Below are 16,868 nucleotides of genomic sequence, written 5' to 3' on the forward strand. Positions count from 1 at the left end.
CAGTGATGGGATTCAATCACAGCAGTCGCGCAAATCCCACCTCCATCTGAGAACGGAGACATCTGCGGGCAATCACATTTCTGAGGCTTCTAAACAAAACGCTCGGTCACTAGAAAGGCCGCGCCGGGTACACCGGTGATCTCCCAGTCGGAATCCGCGCTGAGCAAAACATTGTCGCCGCGCGTCACGCCAACTCCATTTGCCAAAACTTCTCCTTCCACTGGACTGAGCAAACGCCCTTCCCCCGCAGCCATGGTGACAACGCTCTGTTCATCACTGAGCGTGTACTTCACTAGTCGAAACTCCTCACAATCTGCCAATACCACCTCTTCCCCGGCTGTCTTCATAGCGCTCGGTTCAAAGTCGTTCCACTCGATGCTGGCTAGCGATTCCTCTATATGGAGCTGGCGAGGCTGGCCGTCTAGGCCAACGCGTCCCCAGTCGTAAACCCGGTAGGTCGTGTCCGAGTTTTGCTGGATCTCCAAAATCAAATTGCCCGCGTCAATCGCGTGCAAACGGCCGCTCTCTACCAAGATAGAGTCGCCCGGCTCCACCTTGAACCGATGGATGCATTCCTCGAGCGAGCCATCTTCCAAGCGACGCTCAAACTCCTCGCGAGTCGCCCCTTCTTTGAGGCCCACAATCAGAGACGAGCCGGGCTTGGAGTCCGCGATGTACCAATTCTCAGTCTTCGGTTCGCCCTTCAGTCGGGGAGCTACCTTCGCTGGCGGATGCACCTGCAGGCTGAGCCGGTCCGCGCAATCGAGCCATTTTACCAAAATCGGAAAGGGACGCTGCGGATCGTAACCTTCTCCCATTATCGCTGTCGCATTCTCGGAAATGAGCTCCCGTATCGTCTTTCCCTCAAATTCACCGCTCGCGACGACCGACTGGGCTTCCGGCCGGTCGACCACTTCCCAGGCCTCGCCTATAACTTTTCCGTCAGGCAGATCCCTCCCCAGAGCCTCGCTCAAGTTTCGGGCGCCCCAGACGCGTTCTTGGTAGATCGGTTTGAAGAAAATTGGTGCTGACATAATAAAGGTGGTTCTGGATCAAAACCAAAGCCCCGCTACCCTGTCGAAACAAGCAGTAAATCCCTGCGAGCCAACAAAGTCCCGGGAAGCCGCCAACAATCTCAATTTCGCTCGCCTCTTTCTCTAGAATCCGCATCCAAGCCCCCTTCCAACAAATCAATCCGTTGTGCTCTCGCGAAAAGAGTTTAATTGCAAAGCCGAACCAATCCCATCTTCTCGACTCCACATAAAAGACCAGCGCCAGCCTACGGCCCTACAATATCCTCCTTCTCTCCTCCCAATGGCGAAAAAGCGAACTTCGACCAAAGAACCTGAATCCGACATCAAGCAAGCGAGCATGAAAAGCCGCTTCGTCTGGGCTGGGCTGTGCTTTCTAATAGCTGTACTGCTGGCACTCGCCCTCGGCGACTACACACCTTACCAAGTCTCCTTCGGACGGTCGGTAGGATCCACGAATCCAAACGAAAATAACATGATCGGCATCCTAGGAGCCGAATCCGCCGAGCTGCTGATTGCCGCCTTTGGACGGATGTCCTGGTTCGTCCCTCTCTTCGTCGGCTGGCTAGGAGGGGCTTTCCTCGCACGAGATAGACGAAACAAGCTCATCCTCACCGGCGTCATGCTATTGGCCATGATCACCGGGTCCGGCCTTTTTACAGCCACCGGCGCTACTTTTTCGAATCCTGAAGTCTACGTAACCGGCACAGGCGGCGCCGTGGGGAACTTGCTCTACAACAACCTGCTGCACGTTTACCTCGGCACAGTCGGATCTGCCGTCATCCTTGGGGCTATCTACTTGGCTTGCTTGACCATGATCGTCTTCCCGAGCCTGCCGGAATCGGGCGAGTTCTTTAGGCACTCCTTCTCCGAGTGGCGCGAGCGCCGTGCCGCCGCGGCCGAAGAACGTCGCGAGGCAAGGAAGCTCGCCAAGATAGCAGCCCAAGAGGAAAAGCAACGACTCAAGGAGGAGAAGGCCGAAGCCAAACGCCTTGCCCAAGAGGACCGCGAAGCCACCAAAGCCCTCATTCGCGAGGCCAAGGGCAAGAAATCCTCAGAGTCAGAGATAGACCCGGAGCCGAGGATAAAGATCAACATCCCCGCTAAAAAGAAAGCCGTGGCTCAACCTGAGCCGGAAGAGCAAGAACCCAAGAAAAAGACACTTGGCGAAGTCCTCAAATTCGTCGCCCCAGAGAAAACAAAGAAAGCCCGCTCTGCCACGCTACCAGTCAGCACCGGCAACTACACATTCCCAAAGCTCGATATACTCGCTGAACTGGAAGCTCCCGAAGGGGCAAATTCGGAGGAAGAACACACTGAGAACGCGGAACGCCTCAAGCAAACGCTGAAGGAATTCGGCGTCGACGTCACCATGGGTGAAATTCACATCGGCCCGGTCATCACGCGTTACGAGGTGTACCCTGCTCCGGGTGTACGCGTAGAAAAGATTTCCAACCTCGACAAGAATATCGCCCTCGGGATGCGAGCCGTCTCCGTACGAATTCTCGCCCCTGTGCCGGGCAAAGGCTGCGTAGGTATCGAAGTGCCGAACCAAGTCCCCATGCCAGTCGGCATTCGCGAAATTCTCGAGTCGGAAGACTGGGTCAAATCCAAGGCTGAAATCCCCATCGCTCTTGGGCGCGACGTATCCGGAAAACCGATCATCTCCGACCTTACGAAGATGCCTCACTTGCTCATCGCGGGTGCCACCGGAGCGGGTAAGACGGTTTGTATCAACGCCATCATTACCTCCCTGCTCTTCCATTCGAGCCCAGAGAACCTGCGCTTCATCATGGTCGACCCCAAGATCGTGGAAATGAAGGTATTCAACTCCCTGCCCCACATGCTGATTCCGGTCGTAACCGACCCGAAGAAAGTGCCGGGAGCTCTCAAGTGGTTGCTTAACGAAATGGAGTCCCGCTACGAAATGTTCGCCAAGGTAGGCGTGCGTAACATCGCCGGCTTCAACGGACGCAAGAAACCCGAAAAGGAAAAGTCCGAAGAAGAGAAACTCGAAGACGAGCTGCAGAGCGAGCTGGAGATCAAGGTCCCCCGCGACGACGGCGTTCTCGACGAAATCCCCGACAAGCTTCCCTACATCGTTTGTATCGTGGACGAGCTGGCCGACCTCATGATGGTCGCCCCGGCCGACATCGAAACCGGTATCGCCCGTCTCGCCCAGTTGGCCCGTGCCGCCGGTATCCACCTCGTGCTCGCCACTCAGCGTCCTTCGGTCAACGTCATCACCGGAGTCATCAAGGCCAACCTGCCTTGCCGTATTTCCTTCCAGGTATCATCCAAGATCGACTCGCGCACCATTCTCGACGGCGGCGGAGCGGAGCAGCTTATCGGTCGCGGTGACATGCTCTTCTCACCTCCCGGTTCATCCCGACTCATTCGCTCCCAAGGCGCCTTCGTGTCCGACGAGGAAATCGCCGATATCGTAGAATTCCTCAAAGCGAACGGACCGCCAAAGTTCGCGGAAGAGGTGCAGAAGCAAATCGAAGCGGGCGACGAGCTCGACCTCTCTGGCGGTGGGGACGACGGCGACGGCGGAGACGAGCTCTTTTCAAAAGCCATCGACGTCCTACGCTCCACCAAGCGAGCTTCGACCTCCATGCTGCAACGCCGCCTCAGAATCGGTTACAATCGGGCAGCCAACCTCATGGACCAGCTCGAAGACCGCGGCATCGTCGGTCCGGAAAACGGCTCCAGTCCCCGAGAGATTCTCGTAGATCTCGACTCGATGTGACGAGTCCCTCGTTAGCTGTCAAATAAGCTTACAGAACCGAAACCACTGATTCGCTCCCATAAGTTACACATCTGCTATGACTTAAGAGAAAAAATCGGGATTTCAGCTTCACGTTTGTCGTCATCGCTTACAACTCTCGGTGAGTGAGAATAACCGCTAAATTTGTAATCTATTACAAATCAACGAGATAAAGATCTGACAAAGATACTGCCTTAAGGGTGGCGCGCTCGATGCATTAAGGGTGTTAATCTTGGGCTGATCAGCCCAAACGATAGAAACGCAAACACCACCCGTACAATGAAAAGACTTATTTTCTCAGCAGCGCTGGCCTTAACAGCGATTGTTAACCTCCACGCGATTCCCACCGAAAACCGCTTAACCTTAATCCAAGGCAGTTACAGCCCTGGTTCCCAAGGCGACCCCCAGACTGAAGGCTACGTAAATGCACTGCCTGCATTTTCAGATCTGGAATGCGATCTCGTTTTGATAGCAAAGTGGACTGGTGGCAATTGGAGTAGCCTTGCTTCCGGTGTAACTGGGGCAAACTTCAGTGTTAACACGAGCGGAGGACAAGGAAACGCCATCGCAGACATCACTTGGAACCTCGTTGGAACCGGTTTCGGACTGTACTCAGTCATGGGAAGCCAATCCAGCGCGATCAACTTCTACGAAGTGCTAAGCGGTAAAGAAATGATGGGAATGGGCCAAATCAACGCTCCAGGAAACGGGAACGGTTGGTCTCACATCTCCTTCTTTGGAGCAAATTGCGACGCGCCTCCACCCTCCGGCCCGCCCAACACTCCCCCTTCGTCGGTTCCTGACTCGGGTTCTACCCTAGCTCTCTTGGGAGCTGGTGTTCTCGCACTCGCTGGATTCCGCAGCCGCAAGAAATAAGAGGGCACGCCCTAAACTCCTTTTGAGCCAAGCGATATTCGCTTGGCTCTTTTCTTGTGCCAACCCTGAGGCAAGGGACCCGACGCTCAGTTCTGCCTCCTTGATCCCGCCATGGGTCTCGTCCTTATTTTTCCAATACAGCTAGACGTTGGTCACAATCCTATCAATCGGCGATTCACGTGCCAATTCGGATGGTTCGGTTACGCTTCACCAAACCGCAATTGCCTAATCGGAAAAGTGTTTAGCCCTCCAAGACTGGAATCAGATCACGCACGAAATCTGCAGTGTTTGGCCTTACTAGATCCATTCTCGGGTAAAACCCCGTCCGCGGCGACTGACAATAGAATGCCGAAATCCTTGCTTCCATGAGATTTATGCGATCTCTCTTCTATGGAGGCTTGTTTTACAAAAAATTCCGTTTAAACACAGAAACCGATGCAGAGTATTGGCGAAAGACTGGAAGAGGCGCGAAAGCGCAAGGGTGTCACGATCCGCGAAGCGGCCGAAGCTACGAAGATTCGCGGTGATTACCTCAACAGTTTCGAGAATAACAATTTCCAGATAAACGTGCCTGACATCTACGTGCGGGGATTTCTCCGCTCGTACTGCAACTTCCTCAAGGTCAGCAGCGAGAAGGTTATCACCGACTACAACGCGGAACTGCTCGGGGAGGCGAAAGCCGCCAAACGCGAACATCGTGAGTTCTTTGGCCGCATGGAACTCCAGCAAACACCGCTCGTAAGCGAGGAAAGCAAGACTGCCGCGCCTAATTCGATCCAAGAAGAAAAGTCGCAGACTGATGAGGACGATTCCGGAAGATTCGGTTTCCTAGATAAAATCGACAAGGAAGCAGCTATCAAAATTGGAATCGTAGCAGCTATCGCTATGATGCTACTCCTCGTAATCATTTGGCTATTCCGCACCCTCACCAGCGGCGGGATTGACGACACTGTCGCTACAAACTCCACAGGTCTCGTCCCGACCCAGCAAACAACCTCCAGCCCCTCTGCGAACAATAACGCCCCATCTCAGGCCACGGAATCGATCGTTCTCATTGCCACCGGCGACGTTCGCGTATCCGTCACAGAGAGAAATACCGGTCGCGTGCTGCTCGATTATTTCCCAATGGTAGCCGGACAGAGAGAGCCTATCGAGAAAAGTGGACCTGTTAAAATCGATTACACAGCAGGCGAAAACCTTCAGGTCGAAGTCAGAGGAACCGCGTACGGCACTGGCAAAACTGGTCAGAACTACTCGACTATCCCTTAATCCCGAAAGAGAGCGGGATCGTCACCGTTTGATCGGTTGGATAGCCCTCGATGACAGCCGGTAGAAAAATCCATTCTGTCACGGCTTCAAGCGTTTCATCGGCAGCGGGCGATTCAGCACCCTCCAAGATCTTCGCGTTCACGACTCGCCCCAGCTTGCTCACCAAAAGCTCGACTTTCAGAACCACCTTCTTGGCTACTTTCACTTCAGGGATAGGAGAATAGACCGGCGTGGCATCCCTGTCCTTCATTTCCGGATACGGAATCATCTCCAAAGCCTCCGAGAAAGGAGCAAACTCATTGAAGAAGAAGTTTTGGCGTACGGTCGTCACCAAGGGCTCTCCTTGGTAGGTTCCCGCTTCGTATCGCGTTTCGACTACAGTCTTCCAAACCTCTGGAATGAATTCCACATGATCCGCGGCAAAGTCAATGATCTCGATCACCCGTCCCTCTTGGTCGATGGAATAAATCGCCGACGCGTATCCGCCTCCCGCTTTACCCATGAGCGATTTCGGAAAATCCAACAATCGCGCCTGTAGTACTCCGGCGGGTTCGACCGGACCGGACGCATCCGACGATCTCCTTACAGAATCATCACTCGAGGTTGAACCTCGGCTTGTGCCATCCACAATGATCGGATCATCCGGTTCGTAGCGACGGATCTCTTGGCCTTTCGAAAAGATTTTATATCCGAATGCTCCACCTCCAAATCCTGGGTTGACTGGCAAGGTGATCAGAATCCGTTCCGTCCCCTTCGTATTGATATCTGGAATTTCTCGAAGCAGATAGGTATTCTCGCCTTTTTCCGGAGTGATGGCGAAAAGAATAAAACAATCCTCGAAATCCCTTTCCGCCCGAACCGTCGCCACGAAACGGAAGAAAAAGCCCCCTAGGGCAGATCCATAATCCTGTCCCATGAGAGCATCGTGCTCGAGAACTTCGATTGAACCATCCGTAAACTCGTTGCCATTCTCTACCCGCACAAACGCATCCGGCACCATTAATCGCTCTCCTGAAACCTCGACTAAAGGAGTCGCCCCACTCATCGCCACCACGGGCAACATCTCGTCTTCGTATGAAACCAAAACCTGAGACTGACCGAGAAGCGCTCGAGTGAGAAACGAGATGGTAACGACTAAACCGTGTACACGAAAGAAACTGGGAATTCGGTTTCTTGCTAAATACTTCATACTTCAAAAAGACCAGGAATTAGCGAGACTACCATCGGCCCGTAACGGCCGCAAGTACTAGTCCAACAAATCATAATGAGATTTGCGATTCGGTCGCGACCTTTGCAAACTACACTTCCCTTTTAGGTTTGAACCTCCGCTTCCCTCACCATAAACACCGCCCCACCATGAGCAAACTCACCGTTGCAATCGGCTCCGACCACGCCGGCTACACTTACAAGCAAGCCATCATCGCCTATCTCGAGGGCAAGGGCTACACCGTCAAGGACTTCGGAACAAACTCCGCAGAGTCCTGCGATTACCCTGATTTTATCCGTCCTGTCGCCGAAGCAGTCGCCGCTGGCCGCTACGATCGTGGCATCGTACTTGGCGGCTCCGGCAACGGAGAAGCCATCGTAGCCAACCGAGTCAAGGGCGTGCGCTGCGGCCTCTGCTGGAACGAGCAAATCGCCATCTGGAACCGCTCCCACAATGACGGTAACGTCCTCTCAATCGGCGAGCGGACCGTCAATCAAGAGGATGCGCTCCACATTGTGGATACATGGCTCAACACCGAATTCGAAGGCGGTCGCCACCAACCCCGCATCGACAAGATCGACAATCCGTCGCTCTAATTATTTGAGGGACGAGTTTCACCTCGTCCCTACCCCACCAAAACCATGCAATACCGACGCCTCGGCAAATCCGGCCTTCAAGTCAGCACCCTATCCTTCGGATCATGGGTCACGTTCGGAGACCAAGCATCCAATAAGACCGCCGAAGCTTGCCTTCAGCTTGCCTACGACTCCGGGATCAACTTCTTCGACAACGCTGAGGGCTACGCCAACGGCCAGTCCGAGGAAGTCATGGGTTCTGCCATCGCCAAGGCTGGCTGGGCCCGCGACACCTTCGTCGTCTCATCAAAAGTCTTTTGGGGAGGCGACAAACCCAATCAAATCGGCCTCTCGAAAAAGCACGTCATCGAAGCCTGCGAAGCTGCCCTTAAGCGCTTGAGAGTTGACTACCTCGACCTTTACTACTGCCACCGACCCGATCCCGACACCCCTATCGAAGAAACCGTCCGCGCCATGGACGTACTCATCCAGCAGGGCAAGATCCTCTACTGGGGAACCTCCGAGTGGTCCGCCACGGAAATAATGGAGGCCTATTCCATCGCCCGGCAGAACCACCTGACGCCGCCGACCATGGAGCAACCCGAGTACAACTTGCTCAAGCGCCATCGCTTCGAGGTCGAATACGCCCGGCTTTACTCCCAAATCGGACTCGGCGCCACGACCTTTTCTCCCCTCGCGGGAGGCATATTGACCGGTAAATACAACGACGGCATCCCCACCGATTCCCGACTTGCCCACACCCAATTCGATTGGATGCAGGAAAAGCTCACACGTCTGCAAGCCCAAGGCGGTATCAAAGTTCTGCAAGAGCTCACCGCTATCGCCCAAAAGCTCGGAGCCAACCTGCCACAGCTTAGCATCGCCTGGTTGCTCAAAAATCCCAACGTAAGCTCTGTCATTCTCGGAGCTTCCCGCCCCGAGCAATTGGAACAAAACCTCAAGGCCTTGGACATTCTCGATACACTCAATGACGAGATCATGGATGAAATCGAAATCGCCATCAGCCGCTTTCAAGAAATCGACGCCTAAGGCGCATCCCGTGGGGCACAGCGTTAGCCCGCATCCACGATGCAGAAACAAGGGCGACAAAGCCCCATGGCACCTAGCAAGCCTGCTGTCGCTCGCTATGCTAATCCTCGCCTCCTGCAACCAAGCTCCTTCATCATCCGAGTTCGAAGAGACTCCTCCGAACCTCAATAACGAGGCCAACGAGACCCAAGCCGTTACTCGCACCACCACCATTCAAACGCCGACACCGGCTTGGAAAATGGTTCCCACCACACTCTACCGCACCGGCGAGAATAAATACCTTTGCGTCCACACCCTCGACGCACCCGACGGCATGGTCGCCCAGATGCTTTCCTCCACTTCCGACCAACTATCCTTCCGCCACGACGCCGTTGGCGAGCCCGTCATCGACCACTACATCCTCGGCAAAACCTGGAATTGGGACGGCAACCCAGAGGTTACCTTCATCGATTCCCTTGATGAGATCAAAGATGCCCTTGCCGACGCCCAATGCGTCCCTTTCACTACGCCTTAAATTTCCCGGAGCCCGCGAGCTCCCACTCCCTTCATCACTACTCACCACTCACTCCTTTAAATGCCTGTTGCACGCAGTAAGGTCCCTTTCCCCGAAACCCCGAGCATCCTGCTCGATCGCGATCTCCGCATTGCTGACTCCGGCGCCACCGACGAGGATCTGCTCCTCGCGAATCGCTGGATGACCTACAGCCGCTTTACCGACCAGCGCATCTTCGAGCTCTACCGCCAAGGGAAGATGAAAGGCACCGTCACCGTATCCGACGGCAACGAAGGCCTTGTCGCCCCGCTCGCCCTTATGATGGACAAAGAGATCGACTGCGTCTCTTGGACCCATCGCGGCATGCCCGGGCACCTCATCTGGTCCGACCATCTCGGTGACCACGTCTGCCAATTCCTCGGCAACTCAGGCTCCCCTACCAAAGGACGCGAAGGAAATGCCCACCACGGCGACCCCGCTAATCGCTCCTACCCGATGATCTCCCACCTCGGAAAAATGTCATCCAACGTCATGGGTGGCACCGATTCCCAGAGGCGCAAAGGCCACAAGGCCATCGGCATCACATTCTTCGGCGACGGCGGTTCTTCTACCGGAGAAATCCACGAGAGCATGAACCTCGCGTCCGTGCTCGACATCCCCGTCATCTTCGTCGTCGAGAACAACAATTACGCCTACTCCACCCCGCTCCATGAGCAATTCACCGGCAAGCTCGTCGACCGCGCCCAAGGCTATGGCATGAAAGGCATCGAACTCGACGTCGCCAACATCAAAGAAAACCTCAAAGTCTTCCAAGACGCCATCGACGAAACCCGTGAAACCGGCCGCCCAATGCTCATCGAGGTGCATACCCTGCGCCTCCTCGGACACGCCGGTTACGACACGCTCGACTACATAGATCCCGAGCTCACCCAAAAATGGCACAACGAAGATTGCCTTAAAAACCTCCGTGTCCGCCTGGTTGAAAAAGGCTACGCAGAACGGATCGAAACCGAAGAAGCCGAGCTCAAGGCCTTCGTCAACGCCACCGTCAACCAAGCCCTCAAGCTCCCCAAGTGCGAACCCGACGGTCTCATCGAAGATGTCTTCGCTCCCACTACTACACCGGTAACTTGGAAGACGGAACCCGAGACCTCAGCTTCCCCGCCCCTCACCTTCGCCCTCGCCATAAACAAGGCGCTCGACCGCATCCTCGCCGACTCTCCCGAATCGCTCATCATGGGCCAAGACATTGCCGACTACGGCGGTCCCTTCAAAGTTACCAAAAACCTCTTTAAGAAATACGGCCGTACCCGCGTTCTCAATACACCAATCTGCGAATCCGCCATGGTAGGCTTCGCCACTGGCCAAGCCATCAATGGACACCGCCCCATCGTCGAATTCCAATTCGCCGACTTCGCGACTGACGCCACTACCCAGATCACTCTCAATGCGGCCACTTACCACTTCCGCTCAGGAGCCAAGGCTCCCATGGTATTCCGCTTCCCCTGTGGCGGTGGCCTCACTTTCGGTTCATTTCACTCTCAGGACCTAGAAGCGCTTTACCTGCACATTCCAGGCCTGAAGCTCCTCTACCCGAGCACACCGCAGGATGCCCACGACGCCATGCTAGCCGCCTACGAAGACGACAACCCCGTCATCTTTTTCGAGCATAAGAACCTCTACAACCTCCTCAAGGCACCCATTAGGTTCAACCCGAATTACAAAGACGTTTGGCAACCCGCTCTCCGCCGCCAAGGCGACTTCGCTACGGTAGTCACCTACGGAGAAATGACCCTCTGGGCTAACGACGCAGTCCAGTATCTAGAAAAAGAATACGACGTTAGCTGCGAACTATGGGACCTCCGTGCCCTCAACCCGCTCAAGCTCGAACGTGTCCAAGAATCGGTACGAAAAACTGGCCGCCTCGTTGTCATCACGGAAAGCCGCCGCAACGTCGGCTTCGCCGCAGAACTCATCGCCCGTATCACCGAGAGTCAGTTCTTCGATCTCGAAGCCCCGCCGCTACGCATCACCTCACAGGACATGCCAGTCCCTTTTGCTTCCGAGCTGGAAGCTGGCTACCGCCCGAGCACCAATTCTATTCTCAGTCAAATGATCGACTGGATCGAAGCCGAATAGGCCCTCTAGGAATCTCGCTAATCTCACGGAAATTTATATCGAAATTTATTCAGGCCCATTCGTGTAACACTTGGACCAAAATTTAATGCCTAATTCTTCTTCCACCTATCTTGACTGGTCCGCCATCAAAGTCTTCGCCATGGACGTAGACGGTATCCTAACCGATGGCACGATCTACACCCACTCTGACGGCACTGAAGCCAAGCGCTTCTCTATTATAGACGGACTCGGCCTCGCACGCCTCCGTGAAGCTGGCATCATCCTAGCATGGATTTCCGGACGCCACTCTGACTCCACCACCGTGCGAGCCAAGGAACTCAAGATCCCACACCTCGTCCAGGGCAAGATCGACAAGATCTCCGGCCTCAAAGACCTGCTCGCGGAATTGGAACTCCAGCCCGACCAAGCCGTCTACATGGGCGACGACGTGATAGACGTCGATGCAATCAAGTACGCCGGTATCGGCGTCACCGTACCCGAGGCCCAAGAAGAGGCTCTCGCTGTGGCAGACTATGTCACCTCAAGAAACGGAGGCAACGGAGCCGTACGCGAAATCTGCAACCACATATACAAAGCCATTTCCAAATAGATGCTTCGCGTCACCAAAAACAAACTACTCGCTCTCGGAGCTGTCGCAGCAACACTCGCCGCCTACGGCCAGCTACGCCCTGACACCTCCATCGAAGGCTTCCGCATCCCCCTTTTCGACGAGACCGGCTACCGCACCTGGCAGCTCCGCGGCGACCTCGCTACCTACCAGAGCGAGACTCAGATCAAGATCACTGGCATGCACGTTAGCCAATTCGTGGCCGACGATGAAAACCGGGAAATCGCCCTGCTCACCAGCCCGGAAGCGATTTTTCACTTCGACACCACCACCGCCTACGGCCCCGGCGAGCTGCACGTCGAGACCAAGGCATTTGAAATCACCGGCTTCGATTGGATCTGGCTCGGCGAGAAAAAGCAGATCACTTTTAACGACACGGTGAAGGTCACCATCTACGAACAAATCGGAGACATTTTGAAATGAGAACCCGCACGCCCCTATCAATTCTAGCTGCCGGAATCCTCGCAGTCACCGCCTCCGCCCAAAGCGAAGATAGAAAGCCCGTCGCCACCGAAATCGAGTCGATGAGACTGCAGGTCGAGAACGACGGCGAAAAAGCGTACTTCCACTTTAGCGACGCTGTGAAGCTCACCGCAACCAACATGGTCGTGGAGTGCGACAGTCTCGAAGTCTTCGCCACCCGCGAAGCCGAGGAGCAAAGCAACATCGGCAAGTTCAGCGCTATAAAGGAAATCGTCGCAACTGGCAACGTGCGCATCGTGCAAGAGGAACGTACCGCCACCTGCCAAAAGGCCATCGTCAAGCCCAACGAGGAACGCATCATCCTTACCGGCAACCCCGTCGTTATACAACCGGGTGGACGCATAGTCACCTACAACCCCGAGGACGAAATCCTGCTGGACCGCGGCAACGGACGTATCTCGATCATCGCCAAAGGACCACGCCGCCTTCGCCTCACCAGCTCCGCCATCGGCGACCTCGGATTCGAAACCAAGGAACCGATCCCCACAAATAGCGGCCACGAAATCGAAGGCGAAGAAGTCCCCGCCTCCTTCGACTCCGAGGAGGAAGAAACCACAGATGAAGCGCCCGCAGATGCAGAAGCAACCGACACGGACGCAGAACCAAAATCCGATAGCGAATAATGACTGAAGCCACCGCGCCGGCCGAAGCCGAACCTAAAGAAGAGCAGGTCGACAAACGCCCCGCCAAAAGCATCGTCGCCAAAGGACTCGTCAAAGCATACGGTTCAAAAACCGTCGTTAAAGGCATCGACCTTGAGGTGAATACTGGCGAAGTCGTCGGACTGCTCGGCCCTAACGGTGCCGGCAAGACCACCACCTTCTACATGATCGCTGGACTTGTGGAGGCGACTAAAGGCCACGTGATGCTCAATGATCGCGACGTCGCCCACCTGAAAATCCACCGCCGTGCTCGCCTCGGCATAGGCTACCTCGCCCAAGAGCCCAGCGTATTCAAAAAGTTGACCGTCTGGCAAAACGTGCAGGCCGTGGCCGAGACCATCCCCTTCACCCGAAAGGAGCGGAAGGACGTAATCGAGCGTCAGCTCAACGACCTTGGACTCCTGTCCCTGGCCAAGCAAAAGGCATACACCCTTTCCGGAGGTGAACGTCGACGCCTCGAGATCGCTCGCTGCCTCGTCACCCAGCCAGACTTTCTTCTGATGGACGAACCTTTCGCGGGTGTCGACCCGATCAACGTATCCGAAGTCCAGCGTATCGTGCTTGGCCTCAAGGATCGCGGTATTGGAATTCTCATTACCGACCACAACGTACGCGACACCCTCTCTATCACCGATCGGGCCTACATCGTGAACAAGGGAGAGATACTTGCTAGCGGCGACCGACATTTCCTCGTCAACGATCCCAAAAGCCGTAAGATCTACCTCGGCGAGAACTTCAACATGTGACCCTAAGGCTGAAGACCGAAGTCCAACAACTGGAGGTCAATCAACGTCAGCCTTTCCTTCCTCCCTTCAGCCCTCAGATTAACCCCACCTATGCCTCTTCCCAAGCCAGTCAAGCGCATCGACGGACTCTCTGTCCGAGACTTTCTCGAAAAACACAAAGAGCTCTTGAAACTCGAGGTCGTAGCTGGGCAAAGAGGACTGCGCCGCATCATCAAGGAAGGAAGTGTCAACCGCCCCTCCCTCGCCCTCACCGGATTCTACAAGTACTTCGCGAACAAGCGGCTCCAAGTCATCGGCGCTGCCGAGATGACCTACCTGCGGAGCTTACCCACCGATGTCGTGTACGAGCGCTTCAATACTATGATCAGCAAGGGCATCCCCTGTCTGATCATCGCCCGTAACTACAATCCATTGCCGGTGATGCTTGAGCTCGCGGAAAAGCGCAGCCTTCCCATACTGCGCACATCCATGATCACGATGAATTTCCTCAACGCCGCGACCCTCGCGGTCGACGGAGAATTCGCGCCGACCACTACCGAGCATGGTACCATGATGGACATCAAAGGCATCGGTACCATGATTCGCGGCTCCAGCGGCGTCGGCAAAAGCGAGTGCGCCCTCGCGCTGATCGAACGTGGACACTCCATTGTAGCTGATGACATGACTCGCATCAAACTCATCGACGAACGCGAACTCACTGCTTCCTCCATGGAACTCAACCGCGGGCATATGGAATGTCGCGGCATCGGCATCATCAACGTCGGAGAAATGTTTGGCGTTCGCTCTGTCCGTCTCGAGAAGCGCATCGATCTCGTCGTCTCTTTGATCGAGGCCAACAGCGAAACCGAAGAGGACCGCACCGGCCTCGAGCAGCAACACTACCCAATCCTCGGAATCGACGTTCCTCACGTGGAGCTCTTCGTGCGCCCAGGCCGCGACATGGCACGCCTCGTGGAGGTCGCCGCCATGGTACAGGCCCTAAAGCTTCTCGGTCACGATCCGGCCAAAGAATTCAACGACCGTCTGATTGCCTTCATGGCCAAAAACGCGTGATTGAAGCCGCAACGCAGATGCTCGAAAAAAAATCTATTTTCGAAACTCTCAAGATGGCAAATCGATGCACTCTTTTCACTCATTTGTGACATCAACAGAGCCGAGATCTCCCTCCACGCTGGGCTTTCGCAAAGGTTGATCTGCGCTCGAAAAAGCAATAAAAAGTTATCCTCAATCGACTGTTAACAACTTGTCGAAAACTAGGGCTTGAGAAAGCGGATTCAGTTTACGTTACTGTGACACTCATCAGCACCCCTTCCCTCCCACGTGGAGCCTCGGTTGCTCTAACCCTCTGACTTACAGCCCTTAACAGAACAGACAGCTTTAAGACACTGTCTTGCAACACCTTAGCGATCTCACAATTTCCTTCGTCACCCACGCAGTATTTTTTATTCTCAAAGCATCGCTATGACTGGCAGAAATCACGTTAGAAAAAACCTTGTCCTCCATTCCTCACCTCTCCTGTGAATAACCGCCTGCTTTAACGTAAACCAATGCCACAGCTCACTGAGCACACCCTTCTCTGGGAAAAAGTCAGAACCGAACTTTCCCACGTCCTGCCGAACGACATCTTTCAAAGCTGGTTCACCGACCTCAAATGTCTCGAGGTAAACGGCGAGAACATCTTGCTGGGCGTTCAAAACGCGTTCACCGCCTATTGGATCAACGACAACTATTTGGACCTTATCGCCAAGTCGTTCCAAGCCGAGCTTGGACACCCTGTCTCGGTGTCGCTTTCCAACGACACCGCCAAAGCTGAAGCTGCATCGCAAGCTGCAGCACCCACTCGCGAACGCCTCGTCACCGAAACGCCTCGTCCTCGCGTCAACACCGCCAAGAAGACAGGCGACGCAAACCTTAACCCCCGCAACACCTTCGAGAATTTCGTCATCGGTTCCAACTCCCAGTTGGCACACGCCGCGTCCATCGCAGTTGCCCACTCTCCAGCAGGAGCCTACAATCCCCTCTTCCTCTACGGCGAGACCGGGCTCGGCAAGACCCATCTCATGCACGCCGTGGGTCACCACATCCTGCAAAACCGCCCCGAGGCCCGCGTAGTCTATCTCTCCTCCGAGAAGTTCACCAACGAGTTCATCTCCGCCATTCAGGAAAACACTCTGACCAAGTTCCGCCAGCGCTACCGTAGCGTAGACGTCCTCCTCATCGACGACGTACAATTCCTATCCGGCAAGGAACGTATCCAAGAAGAATTCTTTCACACCTTCAACGACCTCTTCGAGTCGCAAAAGCAGATCTTCCTCTCCAGCGATCGCCCAGCCAACGAAATCGCCAAGCTCGAGTCTCGCCTCGTATCCCGCTTCCAGTGGGGACTCGTCACCGACATCCAGGCGCCAGACTTCGAAACGCGCGTGGCCATCCTCCGCAAGAAAGCGCTGCAGCATAACTACGATATTCCCGACGAAGTTGTAAACTTCATCGCGAAGCACATCGTAAAGAACATCCGCCGCCTCGAAGGCGCCCTGATCAAGGTCTGCAGCTACTCTTCGCTTACCAACAAGCCGCTCAACATCGCGACCTGCGAGCAGCTCCTCTCCGACGTGCTCATGGAAGCTGCCAAGCAGCAGCTCAACATCGACACCATCCAGAAGAAGGTCGCCGAGTATTTCGAGCTCCGCCATTCCGACATGCTATCCCGTCGCCGCCCGGCCCACATCGCCGTGCCACGCCAGATCGCCATGTACCTCAGCCGCGAGCTCACCAAGCATTCCCTCCAAGAAGTGGGCGAAGCTTTCGGCGGACGCGACCACGGCACTGTAATCCACGCCTGCAAGCAGGTCGACAACCTCGTCGAGCAAGACGATTCAGTCCGCCACAGCGTCGAGTACCTCAAGAACATTCTCTCCAAGTAGATTTTCCCTTACAAACCCTTGATCCTAAAGCGCCTC

At 55.1% G+C, this 16,868-nt stretch carries 15 protein-coding genes; 13 read left to right on the top strand and 2 right to left on the bottom strand.

Features of this window, described 5'->3' with window-relative positions; translation table 11 throughout:
* Window positions 1-89 precede the first annotated feature (89 nt).
* Window positions 90-1,034: a type I phosphomannose isomerase catalytic subunit gene (locus QEH53_RS07455; protein ID WP_309022529.1), complete on the bottom strand. Its 945-nt coding sequence runs from the start codon at window positions 1,032-1,034 to the stop codon at window positions 90-92.
* A gap of 280 nt (window positions 1,035-1,314) precedes the next feature.
* Here QEH53_RS07455 and QEH53_RS07460 point away from each other — a divergent pair, with 280 nt between their 5' ends.
* From QEH53_RS07460 to QEH53_RS07470, 3 genes are all read left to right on the top strand, one after another.
* Window positions 1,315-3,783, top strand: coding sequence for a DNA translocase FtsK 4TM domain-containing protein (locus tag QEH53_RS07460; protein WP_309022530.1), 2,469 nt, complete (start codon window positions 1,315-1,317; stop codon window positions 3,781-3,783).
* Window positions 3,784-4,080: 297 nt separating this feature from the next.
* Window positions 4,081-4,677 (top strand): VPDSG-CTERM sorting domain-containing protein, encoded by a 597-nt coding sequence (locus QEH53_RS07465; protein WP_309022531.1) that lies wholly within the window; start codon window positions 4,081-4,083, stop codon window positions 4,675-4,677.
* A gap of 435 nt (window positions 4,678-5,112) precedes the next feature.
* Complete coding sequence (locus QEH53_RS07470; protein WP_309022532.1) at window positions 5,113-5,946, top strand: helix-turn-helix domain-containing protein; 834 nt, start codon at window positions 5,113-5,115, stop codon at window positions 5,944-5,946.
* Here QEH53_RS07470 and QEH53_RS07475 read toward each other — a convergent pair.
* On the bottom strand, window positions 5,936-7,135 hold the full coding sequence (locus tag QEH53_RS07475; protein WP_309022533.1) for an energy transducer TonB: 1,200 nt from the start codon (window positions 7,133-7,135) through the stop codon (window positions 5,936-5,938). The genes QEH53_RS07470 and QEH53_RS07475 overlap by 11 nt on opposite strands.
* A gap of 167 nt (window positions 7,136-7,302) precedes the next feature.
* Here QEH53_RS07475 and rpiB point away from each other — a divergent pair, with 167 nt between their 5' ends.
* From rpiB to dnaA, 10 genes are all read left to right on the top strand, one after another.
* On the top strand, window positions 7,303-7,749 hold the full coding sequence (gene rpiB, locus QEH53_RS07480; RefSeq protein ID WP_309022534.1) for a ribose 5-phosphate isomerase B: 447 nt from the start codon (window positions 7,303-7,305) through the stop codon (window positions 7,747-7,749).
* 45 nt (window positions 7,750-7,794) lie between these two features.
* Entirely contained in the window at window positions 7,795-8,778 is a 984-nt protein-coding gene (locus tag QEH53_RS07485) for an aldo/keto reductase (protein WP_309022536.1), read from the top strand.
* Entirely contained in the window at window positions 8,732-9,292 is a 561-nt protein-coding gene (locus tag QEH53_RS07490; protein ID WP_309022537.1) for a hypothetical protein, read from the top strand. Before QEH53_RS07485 ends, QEH53_RS07490 begins: the two co-directional genes overlap by 47 nt.
* Window positions 9,293-9,352: 60 nt before the next feature.
* On the top strand, window positions 9,353-11,410 hold the full coding sequence (locus QEH53_RS07495) for a thiamine pyrophosphate-dependent enzyme (RefSeq protein ID WP_309022538.1): 2,058 nt from the start codon (window positions 9,353-9,355) through the stop codon (window positions 11,408-11,410).
* Window positions 11,411-11,495: 85 nt separating this feature from the next.
* A complete protein-coding gene (locus tag QEH53_RS07500; RefSeq protein ID WP_309022539.1) occupies window positions 11,496-11,999 on the top strand; it encodes an HAD hydrolase family protein in 504 nt (167 codons plus the stop codon).
* The gene (locus tag QEH53_RS07505) at window positions 12,000-12,440 is read left to right on the top strand and encodes a hypothetical protein (protein ID WP_309022540.1); all 441 of its coding nucleotides are present in this window, start codon (window positions 12,000-12,002) and stop codon (window positions 12,438-12,440) included.
* Window positions 12,437-13,123 (top strand): LptA/OstA family protein, encoded by a 687-nt coding sequence (locus QEH53_RS07510; protein WP_309022541.1) that lies wholly within the window; start codon window positions 12,437-12,439, stop codon window positions 13,121-13,123. Before QEH53_RS07505 ends, QEH53_RS07510 begins: the two co-directional genes overlap by 4 nt.
* Entirely contained in the window at window positions 13,123-13,908 is a 786-nt protein-coding gene (lptB, locus tag QEH53_RS07515) for an LPS export ABC transporter ATP-binding protein (RefSeq protein WP_309022542.1), read from the top strand. The genes QEH53_RS07510 and lptB overlap by 1 nt, the downstream gene beginning before the upstream one ends.
* A 90-nt stretch (window positions 13,909-13,998) precedes the next feature.
* A complete protein-coding gene (gene hprK / locus QEH53_RS07520; RefSeq protein WP_309022543.1) occupies window positions 13,999-14,961 on the top strand; it encodes an HPr(Ser) kinase/phosphatase in 963 nt (320 codons plus the stop codon).
* A 494-nt stretch (window positions 14,962-15,455) separates the two neighbouring features.
* Window positions 15,456-16,832 (top strand): chromosomal replication initiator protein DnaA, encoded by a 1,377-nt coding sequence (gene dnaA, locus QEH53_RS07525; RefSeq protein ID WP_309022544.1) that lies wholly within the window; start codon window positions 15,456-15,458, stop codon window positions 16,830-16,832.
* Window positions 16,833-16,868: the final 36 nt, after the last annotated feature.

Source organism: Pelagicoccus sp. SDUM812002, assembly GCF_031127835.1.
In the GTDB taxonomy this organism is placed as follows: Bacteria; Verrucomicrobiota; Verrucomicrobiia; order Opitutales; family Opitutaceae; genus Pelagicoccus.

Coding starts and splice junctions, on each gene's coding strand:
- QEH53_RS07455 (WP_309022529.1), bottom strand. CDS start 1,034: ATGTCAGCACCAATTTTCTTCAAACCGATCTACCAAGAACGCGTCTGG.
- QEH53_RS07460 (WP_309022530.1), top strand. CDS start 1,315: ATGGCGAAAAAGCGAACTTCGACCAAAGAACCTGAATCCGACATCAAG.
- QEH53_RS07465 (WP_309022531.1), top strand. CDS start 4,081: ATGAAAAGACTTATTTTCTCAGCAGCGCTGGCCTTAACAGCGATTGTT.
- QEH53_RS07470 (WP_309022532.1), top strand. CDS start 5,113: ATGCAGAGTATTGGCGAAAGACTGGAAGAGGCGCGAAAGCGCAAGGGT.
- QEH53_RS07475 (WP_309022533.1), bottom strand. CDS start 7,135: ATGAAGTATTTAGCAAGAAACCGAATTCCCAGTTTCTTTCGTGTACAC.
- rpiB (WP_309022534.1), top strand. CDS start 7,303: ATGAGCAAACTCACCGTTGCAATCGGCTCCGACCACGCCGGCTACACT.
- QEH53_RS07485 (WP_309022536.1), top strand. CDS start 7,795: ATGCAATACCGACGCCTCGGCAAATCCGGCCTTCAAGTCAGCACCCTA.
- QEH53_RS07490 (WP_309022537.1), top strand. CDS start 8,732: ATGAAATCGAAATCGCCATCAGCCGCTTTCAAGAAATCGACGCCTAAG.
- QEH53_RS07495 (WP_309022538.1), top strand. CDS start 9,353: ATGCCTGTTGCACGCAGTAAGGTCCCTTTCCCCGAAACCCCGAGCATC.
- QEH53_RS07500 (WP_309022539.1), top strand. CDS start 11,496: ATGCCTAATTCTTCTTCCACCTATCTTGACTGGTCCGCCATCAAAGTC.
- QEH53_RS07505 (WP_309022540.1), top strand. CDS start 12,000: ATGCTTCGCGTCACCAAAAACAAACTACTCGCTCTCGGAGCTGTCGCA.
- QEH53_RS07510 (WP_309022541.1), top strand. CDS start 12,437: ATGAGAACCCGCACGCCCCTATCAATTCTAGCTGCCGGAATCCTCGCA.
- lptB (WP_309022542.1), top strand. CDS start 13,123: ATGACTGAAGCCACCGCGCCGGCCGAAGCCGAACCTAAAGAAGAGCAG.
- hprK (WP_309022543.1), top strand. CDS start 13,999: ATGCCTCTTCCCAAGCCAGTCAAGCGCATCGACGGACTCTCTGTCCGA.
- dnaA (WP_309022544.1), top strand. CDS start 15,456: ATGCCACAGCTCACTGAGCACACCCTTCTCTGGGAAAAAGTCAGAACC.